This window comes from Apilactobacillus micheneri (assembly GCF_002993975.1).
Classification (GTDB): domain Bacteria; phylum Bacillota; class Bacilli; order Lactobacillales; family Lactobacillaceae; genus Apilactobacillus; species Apilactobacillus micheneri.
The window spans coordinates 64,801-83,613 of sequence record NZ_POSO01000004.1; the positions used below are offsets into that span (position 1 = coordinate 64,801).

Below are 18,813 nucleotides of genomic sequence, written 5' to 3' on the forward strand. Positions count from 1 at the left end.
ATAATATACGAATATTATTTAACAAATGATTCAAAATAAAAAAGTACTCAAATGAGTACTTTTAAAAATATTATGATAATGGTTTAAAATCATGAATAATATTAGATTGACGATCAAACTCAGCATATGCTAAATCAATTAATCGATCAATCAATTCAGTATAGCTAATACCAGATGATTCCCATAATTGTGGATATAAACTAATATTAGTGAATCCAGGAAGAGTATTAACCTCTCCAAGATATGGTACATCGTCCTTAGATACTAAGAAGTCAATACGAGCCATACCTTTAAGGCCTAATGCTTTATAAGCTCTTAATGCCATATCAGTAATTTCATCAGATAATTCTGTTGAAACATCTACTGGAATATCAAAAATAACTTGACTAGCATCAACAAACTTATTGTCATAAGTATAGAATTTATCTTGTTTAGGAACTCTAATTGCACCTAATTTAGAAGCAATAGGTTTTTCATTACCTAAAATAGAGATTTCTAATTCTTCTGGACCATCAATTGATTGTTCAGCAAGAATTTTGTAATCATATCTAAATGCATCTTTTAAGCCATCTTCAAATTCTTGTTCATTGGTAATCTTATGAATACCAACTGATGATCCTTGGTTAGCTGGCTTTAAGAAAATTACATCGCCAAATTTTGCTTGCAACTTAGCATATGACCATTCATCTTTATTATCAGGAGTAATTAATTGATAATTAGTATTCCTAACGTTTGCAAGATTTAACATTTTTTTAGTAATGTCTTTATCAAAGCCCATAGCTGATTCTAAGATACCACTACCAACATATGGTTTATGCAATAGTCTTAATAAACCTTGAATAGTACCATCTTCACCTAAATTACCATGAATAATAGGGAAAAATACATCAATATCTTTAACTTCTGATAGATTTTTGATTGGTGCCAAAGGATCTGAAAAATCTAATTTAGACATTTCTTCTTTTACAACATCATCTTCTGGTTCACCATTGAAAACACGATGAGAAGCCTCATTACTTAAGATAATACCCTTCTTAGTAAGTAAAAATAAACTAATATCATATTTTTCTTTATCCATTGCATCATAAATATTATGTGCTGAACGTTTTGAAACATCATGTTCTGATGAATCTCCACCAAATAATAGTGCTAAATGTGTTTTATTTGCCATTTTTATAACCGTCCTATAATTAATCTTTGAAACTATAGTATATCATATTTTAAAAAATTTTGTATTCAATTATTTATCTATTTACTTGTTGTAGTTTGGTTAAACTATAATTAACAAACGAAAGTATAATTGTGAAAACTATTAATGTAATGATTAAAATGATAGGATTGTTATTACTGCCGTCATTGCTAATACCTAGAATTAAGTGAAAGAAATTATTAATGCTATTACTATGACTAAATATTAAGTAATCAAAAATATTATAAATAACCGTTTGATCTAAACTAATCCCAAATGCAATGAATAACCCAATAATGGAAACATAAATAATTGTCTTCCACATTCGATTAAATAGTGACATAAAACTGCCCCAAGTATTAACTAACATCATTAAAAACATTGCCAAAGTAAATTCAGTAATAAACATAAAAATAATATTCAAAATATTATTACTAAAGAAATTATAATAATTATTAAAAAACCAATCGCTAGATGAAATATCGTTTATATTAAATCTAATCATTTGAATTATAAAATTAAATATATTTACAATAATTGCTGATGATAAAATAAGCCAAATCTTCATTTTCCAAATTTTTTTACGATTAATTCCACTTTGGATTGCAATCTTAAAAGTATCATAATTTCTAGATAACAAAATTAATAAACAAAAATTTAAAATAGTTGGAAAAGACTTTATGTTATTTAAAAATCCATCAGATAAACTACCACTAAAAATTATATCTAATAATAAAAAAAATAATACAATTAAAGTCGCCCAAAAATAATTTCTTTTGCTAATGGAATTAAACAACGCTTTTTCTTTCATAACTAATAACCTCCTTAAACTATCTTCTAATTTGATATCTTTTAGTTAATTTATAATTAATAAATAACATAATAATAATTATTATTATTAAAGTTACTAACATATTAATTGGATTTCCACATTTATTATTAGAAGTATGGATTCCGGTAACAATCGAAAAAATTGTGTTTATAACACTAAAATCTGTACTGATAAAATCATGGTAAATACCTATTAACATAAGTGGCAAAGTAAACATTGCATAAATAGAAACTAAACAAATAATTTTACCAACGACCCCCAAAAGTGATAATAAAGTTCCTAATGTATTAAAAATAATAAATATAAAAAATGTAAAAATGATTCCAAAAACAAACATAAAAGTAAAATCAAATATATTATTTTGAAAGAATCCGTAATACAGACCAATATAAAATGAATTTAAATCTTTCTTATCAAAAAAATATACTAATAGATTAGTTGAAAATGTAATAATATTAACAATAAAAGCAATTGAACATAATAATGATAATTTAACTTTATATAAAGATTGTCTGCTTATCCCAAAGTTAATTGAAAGTTTAAATAAATAATAATTAAAACAAATCATAACAACTATAAATGATAAATAGGTAGTTTTTATTTGACTCAAGTTTTCTAATAATCTCATACGATTCAGTAAGATATTAATCGAGAATAATATGGCCATGTAAATAAGTGTATATAAAAAATATCTTTTCATAATATTTTTATAAAGTGCTGTTTCTTTAATTATCATTAGCACCATCCTTATTCATTAAATTAACAATTAACTTTTGTAATTCAATTTTTGTTATTTTAACACCACTAGGAACTTCTTTATTAGGTAATGATCCCATAACATCGATTGTTACATATTGGCCTAATTCTTCTTTCCCAATAACTGACAGATCTTTAGTATAATCACTAACTAAGTCAATAGGGCCATTAACTGAGTATGCTTTTGAACGAATATTATCTGCCGTATCATTTAAAACGATTTTACCATTATCAATCATAACAACATCACTAACTAACTTGTCAATTTCTTCAATAATATGTGTAGAAATAATAAAAGTTCTAGGATTTGCACTGTAACTTTCAATTAATTCACGATAAAATATATCACGATTCCTGGCATCTAAGCCTAAAGTAGGTTCATCTAAAATAACAAATTTACATGGTACACATAAAGCAATAATAATTTTAACAATTGATTTATATCCAGTTGATAACTTATCAAAACGTAATTTAATGTTTAATTTAAATTCGTTTACCAATTTTTCTTGTAATTGAGAATCATAATCTTTATAAATTGCTTTAGTTAATTTAAATATTTTCTTAATTTTTTCATTTTTAGGATACATATTATTTTGATTCATATAATAAATTTTTGATAGTGCATTATCATTATCGTGAACATTTTCACCGTCTAATAAGACTTCTCCACTAGTTGGAAAATTATAATCAGCAATGATGCTCATCAAAGTGGATTTACCAGCTCCATTTTCACCAAATAATCCATAAATCTTATTAGATAAAAAAGATACATTAATATTTTTTAAAACCTTTTGTTTACCAAATTTAAAATTCCTATTTAAGTTTTTAATTTCTAGTTTATCCATTGTCATAACCCCTCTTTATTAATTCCAATATGTCATCTTTAGATAAATGCAATTTTTTAGATTCATTGATTAAATTCAATATATAATCGTGATAGAAATGTTCTCGACGTTCATTAATTACTCTTTGTTGAGCTCCATAAGTAACAAATGTTCCACGTCCTCTTTGTTTTTCTAATAAATTATTGTTAACTAGAAGGTTCATCCCTTTTAGTACAGTTGCTGGGTTGATTTGAAATGTTTTCGATATTTCTGTAGTTGATGGAATCTGAGTTCCTTCTTTAAAAGCCCCTGTAAAAATAGCATCTTCAATTTGATTTGAAACTTGTAAAAATATGGGTTCCGGACTTTGAAAGTCAAATTGCATGTAAGCACCTCCAATGCAATTTTAGTTAGTTGCTTATATAACTAACTATATATATGCTAAATAACTTTGTCAATAAAAAAAGCACTCAAAAAATGAGTACTTCATAAAAGATTATTTATTTTTCGGCAGGTAAAACTGCACCCTTATATTTATCTTTAATCCAGTTTTGAGTTGACTTAGACTGTAAAGCCTTAACTAATAATTTAATTTCTCGATTATTACGATCATTATGTCTAGCAGCTACAATATTGTTGTAAGGAGAGTCTTTAGTTGCCTTTTGTAGCGCAATAGATTGCTTATCAGGTTGTAAACCACCTTGTACAGCATAATTAGAATTGATAGCTACTGCATCACCTTCACCGTTATTATAAATTAATGGCATAATTTTAGGCTCATAGCCTGTTTGAAATTTTAAATGTTTAGGATTATAAGTAATATCACTAAAAGTAGCTTGAGAAATATTAACACCTTTTTTGATTTTAATTAAACCTTGTTGCTGGAATAATTGAATAATTCGTCCGTAATCAGGAGCATTACTACTTACCAAAATTTTAGATCCATCTTTTAGTTGAGATAAACTTTTTGCCTTCTTAGAATAAATTCCAATTGGTTCCAAATGAACAGCGCCCATATTTACTAGATCTGCATCATTTTGCTTATTCCATTGATCTAAAAATGCTGGTGTTTGGAAATAATTAGCATCTAATTGCTTACCAATTAAAGCACGATTAGGCAATACATAGTCTTGAAATGTAACAATATCCAGTTTTATACCTTCTTTTTTCAAGATAGGTTCTACATGCCTTAATATTTCAGCATGCGGAATGTTAGAAGCTCCTACTCTTAAAGTATTTTTAGCTTTGTAATTACCAGGTCCTAAAAATAATAAAATAATAAATAAAATTATTACTGAACCGAAGGATACAATTTTTTTCATAATTAATCCTCCTTATAATGAACGTTTGTCAGTTTTCTTAACTATTAAATCACCAATAGTCTGTACGATTAAAACAATGATCAAAATAATCACAGTTGAAACTAAAGTGACCGTATTATTGTTGGATTGGAAACCATCTAGGTATGCTAAATATCCTAAACCACCTGATCCAATAGCTCCAGCCATTGCAGTATAAGAAATTAATGAAATAGCAGTTACAGTTCCACCAGCAATTAATGCAGGTGTACTTTCAGGAAGTAAAACTTTAAAGATGACATCCCAATTAGTTCCTCCCATTGATTTCACAGCTTCAATAACTCCACTATCAACTTCTCTAAAATCGGCTTCTACCATTCTTGCATAAAATGGTGCTGCAGAAATTACTAATGAAGGAATCGCAGCTTTAGGACCAATAATTGTCCCCACTAAATCTCTTGTAAATGGGAGTAATAATACAATTAAGATAATAAATGGAATTGAACGAAATACATTTACAAAAAAGGAAATGATCCAGTTTAATATTTTCCATCCAATGCCTTTTTTATTATGACTTTCAAATAAAAGTAAACCTAAAATAATACCCACAATTGCGACAATAATCATTGATAATGCTGTCATCCAAATTGTTTCCCAGGTTGCTTGTCTCATAGCTGACCAATTAACATTTTTTAATTGAAAATATGATTGAATTCCTTGATTATCCACGGTTGATCACCTCAGTTTCAATGTTTAATGAATTTAAATATTCAATAGCTTTATCTTGATCTTTCGGACTACCCAATAGTTGAATTATTAGTGATCCAATTGAACCACTTTGGGTTTGATGAATAGTAGCTTCAATAATACTCATTTCTAAAGTATCAAATTCACGCATCATATTAGAAACAACTGGTTGTTGTGATTGGTTGCCCTTAAAAGATAATTTAAGCACAGTTCCATTTGGATATTTATCCAAGATATCATCAACCGTCATGTTAAGTTCACCTGAAGAAGCTGGATTATCTTCATTTACGAAACGTTTAGTAATATTTTGTTTAGGATTTTGAAAGATATCATAAACATCCCCATGTTCAACAATCTTACCTTCCTCCATAACTGCAACTTTCTTAGCAACTTTTCTAATTGCGTGCATTTCGTGAGTTATTAATAAGACAGTTAAATTTAATTCTTTATTAATTTTTAAAAGTAAGTCTAAAATTTCATCAGTAGTTTGAGGATCTAAGGCACTAGTAGCTTCATCAGATATTAGTATTTCTGGTTTATTAGCTAATGCTCTTGCAATACCTACTCTTTGCTTTTGACCACCAGATAATTCAGAAGGATAATCATTTTCACGGCCTTCTAGCCAACTAATTTAATAAATTCCTCTGCCTGTTTCCTTCTTTCTGCTTTGCTAATCCCGGATATTTCTAATGGTAATTCAACATTTTCGATAATAGTTCTAGACCAAAGAAGATTAAAGTGTTGGAAAATCATTCCAATCTTTTTTCTTTGTTCCCTTAATGACTTATTGCTTAATTTAGATATATCTTTTCCATTAATTTCAATTGAACCTGAAGTAGGTGCTTCTAAACCATCAAGAATTCTTACTAATGTACTTTTACCAGCTCCAGAATAGCCAATAATACCATAAATTTCCCCATCATCTACTTCAAAATTAACATCATTTACAGCCGTTAAAATACTTTTATCTAATTTATATTTTTTATAAACATTTTTAAATTTTATCAATAAACTTACCCCCTCATAAATAAAAAAGCCCTTCGCACTCTACTAAGTTAATAGTAAAGGACGAAGAGCTTCGTGTTACCACCTTTGTTCATTATTGTCTCACAACAATAATCTCAATAAGTATATTATACTTGGCAAAATAATGCTTGCTAAACATTATTAATTTGTTTAAAACTCGTTAATAAAGATAAAACAAAGACCATATTCAATAATAATGAAAGGCTCTATCTCAGCATTAAAAAGCTCTCTTATTCATTCATTAATTATTTACTCATCTTTTCATCAAATTTTAATAAGTATACAAATAATATTTTACAAAGTCAATAAAATACTATGAAAAATCTTTGCTAGAACTAAACATCGATCCATAATTATGGTATTGCATGGACATAATTAAGCCGATTCCAATCATATTACCAATCAATGCTGAACCACCTTGACTAACAAATGGTAAAGGAATTCCAGTTAATGGTAATAATCCAATACTCATACCAATATTTTCAAACACATGGAATAGTATCATCATGATAATTCCAGTAGCAATATAAGCATAATATATATTCTTGGTTTCAAAAGTTACTCTAATCATACGGTAAATCAAGAAGAAATATAATCCAATCAATACTAACCCACCGATAAATCCAAAGTTTTCACCGATGACTGAAAAAATCATATCTGATTCACGAACTGGTACATAAACATGCGAAACATTAAATCCTGTTCCACCAAATCCACCAGAACCAACTGCTTTAATACTTTGCCATAACTGATAACCAGAACCACTTAAATTAGATGGATTAGATGGATCCAACCAATCATTAACACGGTCAAATTGATAAGATTGAAAACCAACTGCTTCTAATATTTTACGACCACCACTAGTTATAACTAAAATCAAAGCCGTTCCACCAATTGTTATAAAAGAAATAATTCCTGGTACAAGAATTTTCCAGGTAATTCCAGAAACGATAGCTAATCCTCCGAGCATTGCAAAGAAAACCAACATTGTACCAAAATCATTTTCAACTTTTAATAAAACACAAATTGGTAATGTCCAAAGAATCATCTTTAATAATAACCAAAAATCTGTTTTAACTAAATGTTCTCCATAATTACGATTGTGTTCGACAATTACTCTTGCTAGCATAACAACAAATGCAGGTTTCATAACTTCTGCAGGTTGAAAAGTCAAAGATCCTAACTGAAACCAACTTTTAGCTCCTGTTTGAATATAAAAGGATCGACTGTATAAAACCAATAAAGAAGCCAACATCAGCAATGCACCCCAATAAATAACTGGGGCAATTTTCCAAAGTTGTTCAGAATCAAATTGCATAATAATTACTATTGCAATTGTTCCAATTGTATACCATAAAAATTGAGTTATTATTTGCTTTACAATAGCTCCTGAATAAGAGTCATGAGAAACGGCAATAAAAATAGAACCAATTCCAATTAGTGCTAATAATAATACACAAATGATTATTTGCCAGTCAATTCTAGAATCAACATTGTCATTTTCATTAGAATTATTCAACAATCTAAATCATCACCTTATTAAATTTTATAATTAACCTCGATGTAAATGATATTGACTAATTAATGTTTCAACACCTTCATCGATACTCTTTGTGTGAAATACATCTTCACCAAAAATGACATCAAATTTTGATTCATCATTTGGTTTGATATAACCTACTTCTTTTTTACCAATAGATAAAACTTCACAATCAGTTCCATCTATTTTTTTGGTATCTAATTTAACATTAACATTTTTATTTGATTTTGACATATTTTCCTCCAAAAATAAAAGTAGTCGATAAATAAAGATCGGCTACTTCAAATTCATAGAGCGACGATATTCATCACTCGCTCTTTTGTTTCTAAAAATAGTAAAATGATCAGAAACTGGATCATATCCACCCTTAACAAATGGCTGACATCGAAGAATTCTAGAAATTCCCATAATCAAGCCTAAGAAAGGACCATGTTTTTTAATAGCATCAATCATATAAGTTGAACATGTAGGGTAATAACGACATGCGGGTGGAAATAAAGGCGAAATCCACTTTTTATAAACACCAACTAAAAATAATAAAATTTTTGTCATTATATTACTTCTTATATTAATCTTTACGCTTTTCTGTTTTGTTCATATGTTCTAATAAAGCACCTGCACCTTTAGCAACATTATCCAAAGGATTTTCTGAAATGATAACTGGTACAGTTAATTCCTTAGAGATTGCATGGTCTAAGCCTCTTAATAAAGCTCCTCCACCAGTTAACATGATTCCACGATCAACAATATCAGAAGCCAATTCAGGTGGTACTACTTCTAATACATCTTTAGCAGCTTCAATAATTTGTTTAACGATATCAGAAATAGCAGATTGTACTTCTGGACTAGTTAAAGTAATAGATTTTGGCATTCCACCAATTGCGTCTCTTCCTCTAACTTCCATTTCTTTAACATCGTCTTCATCAACAGTAGCAGTACCAATTTGGATTTTGATCTTTTCAGCTGTATGTTCACCGATAACCATCTTGTACTTATCTCTAACATAAGCAGCAATTTCGCTATTCATAGAATCACCGGCAACTCGAATAGATTTACTTGCAACAATGTCACCCAGTGAAATCACAGCAATATCAGATGTTCCTCCACCCATGTCGATAACCATATTACCCTTAGGTTGGAAGATATCCATACCAGCACCAATAGCTGCAACTTTAGGTTCTTCTTCAATATATACTTTTCCACCACCAGCTTTTTCAGCAGCTTGGATGATAGCTTTTCTTTCAATGTTTGTGATATTAGTAGGTGCACAAATCATAGTCTTAGGCTTTGACATAAAACCTTTAACGCTCAATTTATTAATAAAATAAGTAAGCATTTGTTCAGTTACATCAAAGTCTGAAATAACTCCATCTTTTAATGGACGAATAGCCCTAATGTTACTTGGAGTTCTACCAACCATTCTATAAGCTTCAGAACCAACAGCTAATACCTTATTAGTCTGAATATCAACTGCAACGACTGAAGGTTCATTTAAAACAATTCCCTTACCAGTTACATATATTAAAACATTGGCAGTTCCTAAATCAATGCCGATATCTTTTACCATCTTTCATTTTCCTCCTGAATCAACTTGTATTAATATATTATATCATATTTATAGAATATACTATTTAAGATATTAGATTATTTTTCCAAAAAACTACTCAGTAATTTCATCTTCTGTATCCAAAGAAATCCTTTTAATATCAGCACCTAAGCTCTTTAATTTATCGTGAAAATCATAATATCCGCGGTCTAAATATTTTAGGTTAGTAACTTGAGTTTGACCATTAGCTATTAATCCAGCTAAAACTAACGCTGCAGCAGCTCTTAAATCAGTTGCTGAAACTTCAGCACCACTAAATTCTGTAGGTCCTTTTAAAATAACTGTTTGACCATTAATATGAAATTTAGCATTCATTCGACTAAGTTCACCTAAATGCATAAAACGATTTTCAAAAACGGTTTCGGTTAACATACTATTACCATTAGAAGCCAATTGAAGCACCATCATTTGTGGTTGCATATCAGTTGGAAAACCTGGATAAGGCAATGTTTGGATATCTACAGGTTTTAATTTATCAGGGCCAATAACTCTAATACCATTATCTTCTTCTTTAATAGTTACACCCATTTCTTTCATTTTAGAAATTAATGGTTCATTATATTGACTTTCAGCATTTTTAATTAAAATATTGCCATGAGTCAATGCAGCTGCCACCATAAAAGTTCCAGCTTCAATACGATCTTGTAATACATTATGGGTTGTACCATGTAGATGCTTAACACCTTTAATTTTTAACTTACTGGTACCAGCCCCGGTTATTTTGGCACCCATTTTATTTAAAATATTGGCTAAATCAACAATTTCAGGTTCTCTAGCAACATTTTCAATAACCGTTTCTCCTTCAGCTAAGGTCGCAGCCATCATAAGATTTTGGGTTGCACCAACACTAGGAAAGTCTAAATAAATATTAGCACCCTTAAGACCTTCATCTGAAAAAGCCTCAACATAACCATCATGCTGACTAATCTTAGCGCCTAAAGCTTCAAAACCTTTTAAATGAATATCTATTGGTCTAGATCCAATTGCACATCCACCAGGCAAAGCAACTTTAGCGTGTCCTAATCTTGCCAATAAGGGTCCCATTACAACTATAGATGCACGCATCTTAGAAACATATTTTAATGGTGCTTCAGGTAAAATATCATTTGAAGCACTTAAATGCATCGAATTATTATCAGTATCTAAGTTAATATCTAAATTTAAGTATTTCAATACTTTACTCATTATAAAAACATCAGATAATAGTGGAACATTATTTAAAACCGTTTCTCCTTCATCCGCTAAAATAGCCGATGCCATAATGGGCAATACTGCATTTTTGGCGCCTTCAATATTAACTTCTCCAGCTAATTTATTACCACCATTTACAATTATTTTATCCAATGGTAGACCTCCTAATTAAACTAATCAGCTAAAACTATAGAATATATTAATTATCCATATAAAAAATGAACCACATGAAAAGCCCAGCATTATTGACAATAATGTTAGTAAAACCTTAAATTGATTCTCATGCATACGAACATATTTTTCTAAGTGAATATCTTTTATACACCAAAAGGATATACTAATAAAAAATAGCTGAATTACTATATCTATTATGTTATTAATGTTTATTATTTGCATAATTTCACCATTTTCTTATCAAAACTATACCATAAAAATATGACTTTGTCTTTTTACAAAATATGTAAAAAAGACCCACAAAATTTTTGTAGGTCTTTGTATTAATGTTTTGCAACATTAATTCTGTTAACAGCTCTTCTTAAGGCAACTTGACTGCGTAAGACTTCTTGATCATCGTGTTTTTCACGAGCTTCTCGAATCTTTTCTTCCGCACGATGTTGAGCTTTAGAAGCACGATCAACATCAATGTCTCCTTGTCTTTCAGCGCTATCAGCAATAATAGTTAAATTGTTATCAGAAAATTCTACGAAACCTCCGTTTACGGCAATTTCATCTTCTTTTCCGTCATGTGTAACTTTTGCTTCGTCAACTTCCAATGAAGCAATTACAGGAATATGATTAGGCATAATTCCTAATTGACCACTCATAGTTCTAACAACGACTAATGTAGCAGTTTCACATTCGTATACTTTACCATCAGGAGTTACGATACTAACGGTCAATACTGAGTTATCAGCCAATTAGAACCCTCCTTAGTTATTTTGCTTCATCTTTTTAGCATTTTCAACTACGTCTTCAATAGGACCACAGTTTCTAAATGCATCTTCAGGAAGATCATCATACTTACCATCTAAGATAGCTTTAAATCCAGCAACAGTTTGATCAACTGGAACATATTTACCAGGTAAACCAGTAAATTGTTCAGCAACACTGAAACTTTGTGATAAGAAGAATTGAATACGACGAGCACGACCAACAATAGTCTTTTCTTCGTCTGACAATTCATCAATACCTAAGATAGAAATGATATCTTGAAGTTCATGGTATCTTTGCAATACTTGTTGAACTTCAGTAGCTACCTTATAATGTTCATCTCCAACAATTGATGGATCCAAAGCAGATGATGTTGATGCTAATGGATCAACAGCAGGATAAATACCTTGTTGAGTTAATGAACGTTCCAAGTTAGTAGTTGCATCCAAGTGGGCAAATGTTGTAGCTGGAGCAGGGTCGGTATAATCATCGGCAGGAACATAAACAGCTTGAATAGATGTAATAGCACCCTTCTTAGTTGATGTAATACGTTCTTGCAATTGACCCATTTCAGTAGCTAATGTTGGTTGATAACCAACGGCAGATGGAATACGACCAAGTAATGCGGAAACTTCCATACCAGCTTGAGTAAATCTGAAAATGTTATCGATGAATAATAGAACATCGGTACCTACTTCATCACGGAAGTATTCAGCAATAGTCAAACCAGTTAAAGCAACACGCATACGTGCACCAGGTGGTTCATTCATTTGACCATAAACCATGGCAGTTTTGTCTAGAACACCTGACTCTTTCATTTCAAAGTACATATCGTTACCTTCACGAGTACGTTCACCAACACCGGTAAACACTGAGATACCATTATGACCTTGAGCAATATTATGAATTAATTCTTGAATTAAAACAGTTTTACCAACACCGGCACCACCGAACAATCCAACTTTACCACCACGAATATATGGTGCTAATAAATCAATAACTTTAATTCCTGTTTCAAGAATTTCAGCAGATGGATTTAATTGATCATAAGATGGTGCTTGTCTATGGATTGGCCAACGTTCTGCATCTTTATCAAATTCTTGACCGCCATCAATTGTTTCACCAAGAACGTTAAATACACGACCTAAAGTGTTTTCACCAACAGGTACAGAAATAGGTGCACCTGTATTTTCAGCTTCCATGCCTCGACGTAAACCATCAGTTCCGTCCATAGCAATGGTTCTTAACACTCCGTCACCTAATTCAAGAGTAACTTCAGTAATTAAACTTTCGTTTTCGCCCTTGTTAATTTTAAGTGCAGTATTAATGTTAGGTAATTCAGCGTCCGTTGGGAATTCAACGTCAACGACTGGTCCAATAACTTGAATAACCTTACCAGTACTCATTTTCGTTAATTCCTCCCATCATGTCTTTTGTTATTAGTGCTTAAGTGCTTCTTGACCACCAACAATTTCAGTAATTTCAGTAGTAATAGCAGCTTGTCTTGCACGATTATATTGTAATTCTAATTTTGAAATTAAATCTTCAGCATTATCAGATGCAGATTGCATTGCTGATGAACTTGCTGAATGTTCAGAAGTTTTAGCATCAAGAATAGCACCGAAAACTAAGCTTTGAGCATATTGAGGCAAAATAGACTTCAATACTGCCTGTTTATCAGGTTCAACTTCATATTCTGCACTAATTTTTGATGTTTTAACATCTTTACTTGCTCCTTCATTCATAGCTTCACTATCCATTGGTAGCATTTTTTCAGCTCTGAATTCTGAAGAGATTCTATTGATGAAATGAGTATAACAAACATATAATTCGTCAAATACACCATCTTCATACATAGAATTAGCAGTTTTAACAATTTCTCTGACTTCAGCAAATGTAGGAATATCAGAAACACCACGATATTCGTAAGCAACATTAACATTGCGATTCTTGTAAAAATCAGCTCCATTACCACCGACAGATAAAATCATATAGTCATCAGGATTAGGAGTATTTTTTTCAATAAACGCATTGGCTTCACGAATTACATTACTATTGTAACTTCCAACCATTCCACGATCTGAAGTAATAACTAGATATGCAGTCTTTTTAGCTTTACCTGAGTCTGCATTACTTGAGGAATTAATGTTGTCTAACAAATGTGACTGAGCCAAATGCATTACAACAGACTTAACACGAGAAACATATTGTTCATATGAAACTGAATGCTTTTGAATACGATTTAGCTTGGCAGTCGAAACCATTTGCATTGCAGTTGTAATTTGATGTGTACTTTTTGTTGATGCAATACGATGTTTAACTTCATTAATAGATTCAGCCATTAGTTATCACCATCCTTCAAGCTAGTTATTTTGTGTATCTTTTTTAGTTTCAGTTGGTTGAAATGAATTATCAAAAGCATTAACTGCTTCATCTAACTTATCAGTATCTGGTAGTTGACCAGTTTCAACAATTGAATCTAATAAGTCACGGTGTGAAGCATCAAAATATTCGAATAATTCATTTTGATAACGAGCAATATCGTCAACTTCAATGTTATCTAAATGACCATGAGTTAAGCAATATAAGATAATTACTTGTTTTTCAACTGGTAGTGGCGCATGAAGAGGTTGTTTTAGAACTTCTTCAGTACGAGCTCCACGATTCAATTTAGCTTGAGTTGCATCATCTAAATCAGAACCAAATTGAGCAAAGGCTTGTAGTTCGTGATATGATGCTAAATCAAGTCTTAAAGTACCAGCAACTTTCTTCATAGCTTTAATTTGTGCATCTCCACCAACACGAGATACTGAAGTACCGGCATCAATAGCTGGACGAGTACCTGAATAGAACATATCTGAATTTAAGAAGATTTGTCCATCAGTAATAGAAATTACGTTGGTTGGAATATATGCAGAAACATCTCCTGCTTGAGTTTCAACAATTGGTAAAGCAGTCATTGAACCGCCACCTAATTTGTCTGATAACTTAGCAGCACGTTCTAATAAACGTGAATGAGTGTAGAAAATATCACCTGGATAAGCTTCACGACCTGGTGGTCTACGAAGAATAAGTGATAATTCACGGTAAGCATTAGCTTGTTTTGTTAAATCATCATATACAACTAAAATATGCTTACCTTGATTCATAAAGTATTCACCAATTGCAGCACCTGCATAAGGAGCAATGTATAACAATGGAGCTGGTTCTGATGGACCAGCAGATAATACGATTGTGTAATCCATTGCACCATATTTTTCAAGTGTTGAAACTTGTGAACGAACAGTTGAATCTTTTTGACCAATTGCAACATAAATACAAATCATGTCTTGATCTTTTTGGTTTAAGATTGTATCAATAGCAACTGAAGTTTTACCAGTTTTTCTATCACCAATGATCAATTCACGTTGACCACGACCAATAGGAACTAATGAATCAATTGCTTTAATACCAGTTTGTAATGGTTCAGACACACTTTGTCTGTCCATAATTCCTGGTGCTTTCTTTTCAATTGGACGAGATGATTCTGCTTTAATATCACCTTTACCATCGATTGGTTGACCTAATGAATTAATAGTTCTACCAATCATATCTTTACTAACAGGAACTTCCATGATTTGGCCGGTACGTTTTACAGTAGCGCCTTCACGAATTCCAGTACAATCACCTAAAACAACAATACCTACATCATTGCTTTCAAGGTTTTGAGCCATACCGAAAATCCCGTTTTCAAACTCAAGCAACTCACCAGACAACGCATTATCTAAGCCATGAGCACGAGCAACACCGTCACCTACATAAGTAACGATACCTGTTTCATCAACAGATAGCTCATCTTTGTAGCCAGCTAATTGTTGCTTGATTAGAGCACTGATTTCCTCAGCTTTAATGCTCATAAAAGTTTCACCTCTTCGATAGATATTGTTATTAATTTAATAGAAGTTTCTTGATACTATTAATCTTTGTACTTACACTTCCATCAAAAATAACGTTCGATGATTTAATAACTACACCACCGATTATACTTTGATCAATTTTGTTATTTAAAATAACTTTTTTTGCGTTCATACGTGCTTTAAAAGTATCGGATAATTTTGCTGTTTGTTCATCTGATAATGGAACCGCAGTAATAGCTACTGCACGAACAATCTTGTTCTTTTCATCATATAATTGTTCAAATTCATCAACAATCATATTAATTTCATCCATATTATTAGTTGATAACAAAACATTCAATAGATTTTTAATAACATCAATATCAACATTTTCAATCAAAGGTTTAGCTAAATTATTTTTATATTCTTCTGGGAAACTAACATCGGTTAAAGAATTGCCTAAATCTGAATTATTTTCAAATACTTGCTTGATTTGCAATAATTCATTATAGCCATCTTCAACTTGATCATTAGAATCTAATAGTTCAAAAATTACTTTTGAATAACGTTTTGCAAATGTAATCTTATCTAGCATTTTGCTTCCCCAACCCTTCAATATAAGAATCAATCAATGCTTTTTGATCATCAGACTTTAATTCTTTTTGAATGATTTTTGAAGCAATCTCAACAGATAAGTTTGCTACATCATCTTTAGTGTTAGCCAAAGCATCTTTTCTTTCTTGCTCGATATCTTTTTGAGCAGAAGCTTTAACACTTTGTGCATCATTTCTAGCCTCAGAAACAATTTGTTCACTTTGTTTTTGTGCTGAATCTTTAGCATTACTAATAATGTCGTTAGCATCATCACGTGATTTTGATAAAGCAACTTCACGTTTTTTAGCTAATTTTTCAGCATCTTTACGAGACTTTTCAGCTGAACTAATATCATTAGAAATCTTATCAGCACGCTTAGTCATTACATCAGATAATGGTTTCCAAGCATAGTGCTTAATTAATGCCATTAATACAATAAATACAATAGCAGTAAAGATAATATTACCAATAGCTAGTCCACCTTCTTCTGTTGCAGCAACAGAAGAAAATAATGTTTGTGAAAGCATCTATTGACACCTCCTTACTTAAAAAAGTTATATTTATATAAAAATTACTTGTTCATTAAGATAAATGCCATAACTAATGTAATGATTGGTAAACCTTCGACCAAACCAACACCAATAAACATGTTAGTTCTTAATTGACCAGTCATTTCTGGTTGTCTAACCATTCCTTCTAGATATTTAGAAATAACAACACCATTACCAATACCTGCACCAATAGCAGAACCGGCTACGGCAATACCAGCAGCAATTGCTCCCATGATAAAATCCTCCTTAAAAATAGAAAAAATTATTCCTCAGGTTGAATCTTTTGAGAAATGTAAACGAAAGTTAAGATTACGAAAACTAATGATTGAATAGTTCCGATAAAGATTGAAAAACCAACCCAAAGTAATCCTAAAATGAAACTAGGAATCACCATAATTACTCCGTGAGAAAAGGCTAAGTTACTAACCATTCCAAGTAGCAATTCACCCGCGAATATATTACCAAATAGACGCAAGCCAAGAGTTAGAAAGTTCGCAAACTCTTCGAAGATATTCAATGGTAACCATAACTTAAATGGTTTTAAATATGTACTTGAGAAGTACCCTTTAAAACCTAATTTTGAAACTCCTGCAAAATGAGCCAGACCCAAAGCCATTACAGCTAATGTCATTGTGACAACTGGATTGGAAGTGGGACTTTTTACATAAGTAACTCCATTATAAGCAACTTCTAGGAATAATCCTAATTGATTAGAAATAAATAAGAATACGAATAAAACAAATGCATATAATCCATAAGGCTTAGCATTCTTTGCAGAAAGCGAATTTGTAGATAATCCGTTTGTATATTCGACAATCATTTCTAGAACATTTTGTTTCTTAGTAGGCTTAATTTGTAGTTTTCTAGATAAAGCAAATATAAAGAAAAATACGATTGCAGCAACTACAACTAAAGAAACCATGTTACCAATATCAAAGGTTAAACCAAAAAGCTTAAAAGTGGAAACAGGTTCATTCACAGAATATCACCCCTTTTCTTAGCTTACTATACATCATTAATAAAAACGATGTAAGTATGAATTCTAAGATGATGTATTTTATTGTAAAATACATTAAAATCTTACCACCATTCGATGGTTATTTCAAAATAAAAATCAATAAACATAGCTAAAATAAAATATGAATATTAATTGTTGATTATTATATACAAAAAAAGAAGTTACTGCAAAAAAACAGTAACTTCTTTTTATAATTATTTAGTTCCAAATAACCTATCACCAGCATCCCCTAAACCAGGAACAATATAACCATTTTCTAAATGATCATCTAGTGCAGCTGAATAAATATCAATATTAGGATGAGCTTTTTGTAAAGCTTTAACTCCTTCTGGAGCAGCTACTAAACAAACAAACTTAATATTAGATTCAGGTACGCCTCTTTTAACTAAGGCGTCTACTGCCATAATTGCAGAACCACCAGTAGCTAACATTGGATCAACGACAAAAATTTGTCTTTTATCAATATCACTAGGTAACTTCACAAAATACTCATGGGGCTCAAGTGTTTTTTCATCACGATACATTCCAATATGGCCAACTTTGGCTGCAGGAATCAAGTTTAAGATTCCATCAACCATTCCAATACCTGCTCTTAAAATTGGAACAACGGCCACTTTTTTGCCTGCTAAGCGTTTTGCATGTGCAACCCCTTCTGGAGTTTTTACATCAACATCTTCTAATGGCATATCACGAGAAACTTCAAATGCTAATAAAGTAGCGATTTCATTGACAACTTCACGAAATTCACGAGTTCCACAATCTTTATTTCTAATAATTGTTAATTTATGTTGAATCAAAGGATGATTCATAACTTCAAAATTACCCATCTAATATAA

At 31.0% G+C, this 18,813-nt stretch carries 22 protein-coding genes and 1 pseudogene; all 23 read right to left on the reverse strand.

Annotated features, from left to right (window positions below; translation table 11 throughout):
• Positions 1-70: 70 nt before the first annotated feature.
• Positions 71-1,171: a D-alanine--D-alanine ligase family protein gene (locus C7N41_RS06325; protein WP_105964853.1), complete on the reverse strand. Its 1,101-nt coding sequence runs from the start codon at positions 1,169-1,171 to the stop codon at positions 71-73.
• A 73-nt stretch (positions 1,172-1,244) separates the two neighbouring features.
• The gene (locus tag C7N41_RS06330; protein WP_105964854.1) at positions 1,245-2,000 is read right to left on the reverse strand and encodes a hypothetical protein; all 756 of its coding nucleotides are present in this window, start codon (positions 1,998-2,000) and stop codon (positions 1,245-1,247) included.
• A 19-nt stretch (positions 2,001-2,019) separates the two neighbouring features.
• Entirely contained in the window at positions 2,020-2,757 is a 738-nt protein-coding gene (locus C7N41_RS06335) for a hypothetical protein (RefSeq protein WP_105964855.1), read from the reverse strand.
• Positions 2,747-3,622: an ATP-binding cassette domain-containing protein gene (locus C7N41_RS06340; protein WP_157944985.1), complete on the reverse strand. Its 876-nt coding sequence runs from the start codon at positions 3,620-3,622 to the stop codon at positions 2,747-2,749. The genes C7N41_RS06335 and C7N41_RS06340 overlap by 11 nt, the downstream gene beginning before the upstream one ends.
• A complete protein-coding gene (locus C7N41_RS06345) occupies positions 3,615-3,986 on the reverse strand; it encodes a GntR family transcriptional regulator (protein WP_105964857.1) in 372 nt (123 codons plus the stop codon). Before C7N41_RS06345 ends, C7N41_RS06340 begins: the two co-directional genes overlap by 8 nt.
• Before the next feature lie 115 nt (positions 3,987-4,101).
• The gene (locus tag C7N41_RS06350; protein ID WP_105964858.1) at positions 4,102-4,923 is read right to left on the reverse strand and encodes a MetQ/NlpA family ABC transporter substrate-binding protein; all 822 of its coding nucleotides are present in this window, start codon (positions 4,921-4,923) and stop codon (positions 4,102-4,104) included.
• A gap of 12 nt (positions 4,924-4,935) precedes the next feature.
• Entirely contained in the window at positions 4,936-5,628 is a 693-nt protein-coding gene (locus tag C7N41_RS06355) for a methionine ABC transporter permease (RefSeq protein WP_318530576.1), read from the reverse strand.
• A pseudogene (locus C7N41_RS06360) lies at positions 5,621-6,654 on the reverse strand (methionine ABC transporter ATP-binding protein). The gene C7N41_RS06355 and the pseudogene C7N41_RS06360 overlap by 8 nt, the downstream one beginning before the upstream one ends.
• Before the next feature lie 331 nt (positions 6,655-6,985).
• Positions 6,986-8,191, reverse strand: coding sequence for an FtsW/RodA/SpoVE family cell cycle protein (locus C7N41_RS06365; RefSeq protein WP_105964994.1), 1,206 nt, complete (start codon positions 8,189-8,191; stop codon positions 6,986-6,988).
• 33 nt (positions 8,192-8,224) lie between these two features.
• Positions 8,225-8,446 (reverse strand): DUF2969 family protein, encoded by a 222-nt coding sequence (locus tag C7N41_RS06370; protein ID WP_105964859.1) that lies wholly within the window; start codon positions 8,444-8,446, stop codon positions 8,225-8,227.
• Between the two features lie 42 nt (positions 8,447-8,488).
• Positions 8,489-8,764, reverse strand: a complete 276-nt coding sequence (yidD, locus tag C7N41_RS06375; RefSeq protein WP_211097628.1) for a membrane protein insertion efficiency factor YidD — start codon at positions 8,762-8,764, stop codon at positions 8,489-8,491.
• Positions 8,765-8,780: 16 nt separating this feature from the next.
• Positions 8,781-9,779, reverse strand: coding sequence for a rod shape-determining protein (gene mreB / locus C7N41_RS06380; RefSeq protein ID WP_105964861.1), 999 nt, complete (start codon positions 9,777-9,779; stop codon positions 8,781-8,783).
• A gap of 93 nt (positions 9,780-9,872) precedes the next feature.
• Positions 9,873-11,162, reverse strand: coding sequence for a UDP-N-acetylglucosamine 1-carboxyvinyltransferase (gene murA / locus C7N41_RS06385; RefSeq protein ID WP_105964862.1), 1,290 nt, complete (start codon positions 11,160-11,162; stop codon positions 9,873-9,875).
• A 24-nt stretch (positions 11,163-11,186) separates the two neighbouring features.
• The gene (locus C7N41_RS07985; RefSeq protein ID WP_105964863.1) at positions 11,187-11,405 is read right to left on the reverse strand and encodes a DUF1146 domain-containing protein; all 219 of its coding nucleotides are present in this window, start codon (positions 11,403-11,405) and stop codon (positions 11,187-11,189) included.
• A gap of 101 nt (positions 11,406-11,506) precedes the next feature.
• A complete protein-coding gene (locus tag C7N41_RS06395; protein WP_105964864.1) occupies positions 11,507-11,926 on the reverse strand; it encodes a F0F1 ATP synthase subunit epsilon in 420 nt (139 codons plus the stop codon).
• 12 nt (positions 11,927-11,938) lie between these two features.
• Positions 11,939-13,345 carry a F0F1 ATP synthase subunit beta gene (gene atpD / locus C7N41_RS06400; protein WP_105964865.1) on the reverse strand — a complete coding sequence of 469 codons (1,407 nt, stop codon included), beginning with the start codon at positions 13,343-13,345 and terminating at the stop codon, positions 11,939-11,941.
• Positions 13,346-13,378: 33 nt separating this feature from the next.
• Complete coding sequence (locus tag C7N41_RS06405) at positions 13,379-14,281, reverse strand: F0F1 ATP synthase subunit gamma (RefSeq protein WP_105964866.1); 903 nt, start codon at positions 14,279-14,281, stop codon at positions 13,379-13,381.
• Positions 14,282-14,302: 21 nt separating this feature from the next.
• Entirely contained in the window at positions 14,303-15,835 is a 1,533-nt protein-coding gene (gene atpA, locus C7N41_RS06410) for a F0F1 ATP synthase subunit alpha (RefSeq protein WP_105964867.1), read from the reverse strand.
• 31 nt (positions 15,836-15,866) lie between these two features.
• Positions 15,867-16,409: an ATP synthase F1 subunit delta gene (gene atpH / locus C7N41_RS06415; protein WP_105964868.1), complete on the reverse strand. Its 543-nt coding sequence runs from the start codon at positions 16,407-16,409 to the stop codon at positions 15,867-15,869.
• Entirely contained in the window at positions 16,399-16,935 is a 537-nt protein-coding gene (gene atpF / locus C7N41_RS06420; protein ID WP_105964869.1) for a F0F1 ATP synthase subunit B, read from the reverse strand. Before atpF ends, atpH begins: the two co-directional genes overlap by 11 nt.
• 44 nt (positions 16,936-16,979) lie before the next feature.
• The gene (gene atpE, locus C7N41_RS06425) at positions 16,980-17,192 is read right to left on the reverse strand and encodes a F0F1 ATP synthase subunit C (protein ID WP_105957131.1); all 213 of its coding nucleotides are present in this window, start codon (positions 17,190-17,192) and stop codon (positions 16,980-16,982) included.
• 29 nt (positions 17,193-17,221) lie between these two features.
• On the reverse strand, positions 17,222-17,938 hold the full coding sequence (gene atpB, locus C7N41_RS06430) for a F0F1 ATP synthase subunit A (protein ID WP_105964870.1): 717 nt from the start codon (positions 17,936-17,938) through the stop codon (positions 17,222-17,224).
• A gap of 233 nt (positions 17,939-18,171) precedes the next feature.
• Positions 18,172-18,804 (reverse strand): uracil phosphoribosyltransferase, encoded by a 633-nt coding sequence (gene upp / locus C7N41_RS06435; RefSeq protein ID WP_105964871.1) that lies wholly within the window; start codon positions 18,802-18,804, stop codon positions 18,172-18,174.
• Positions 18,805-18,813: the final 9 nt, after the last annotated feature.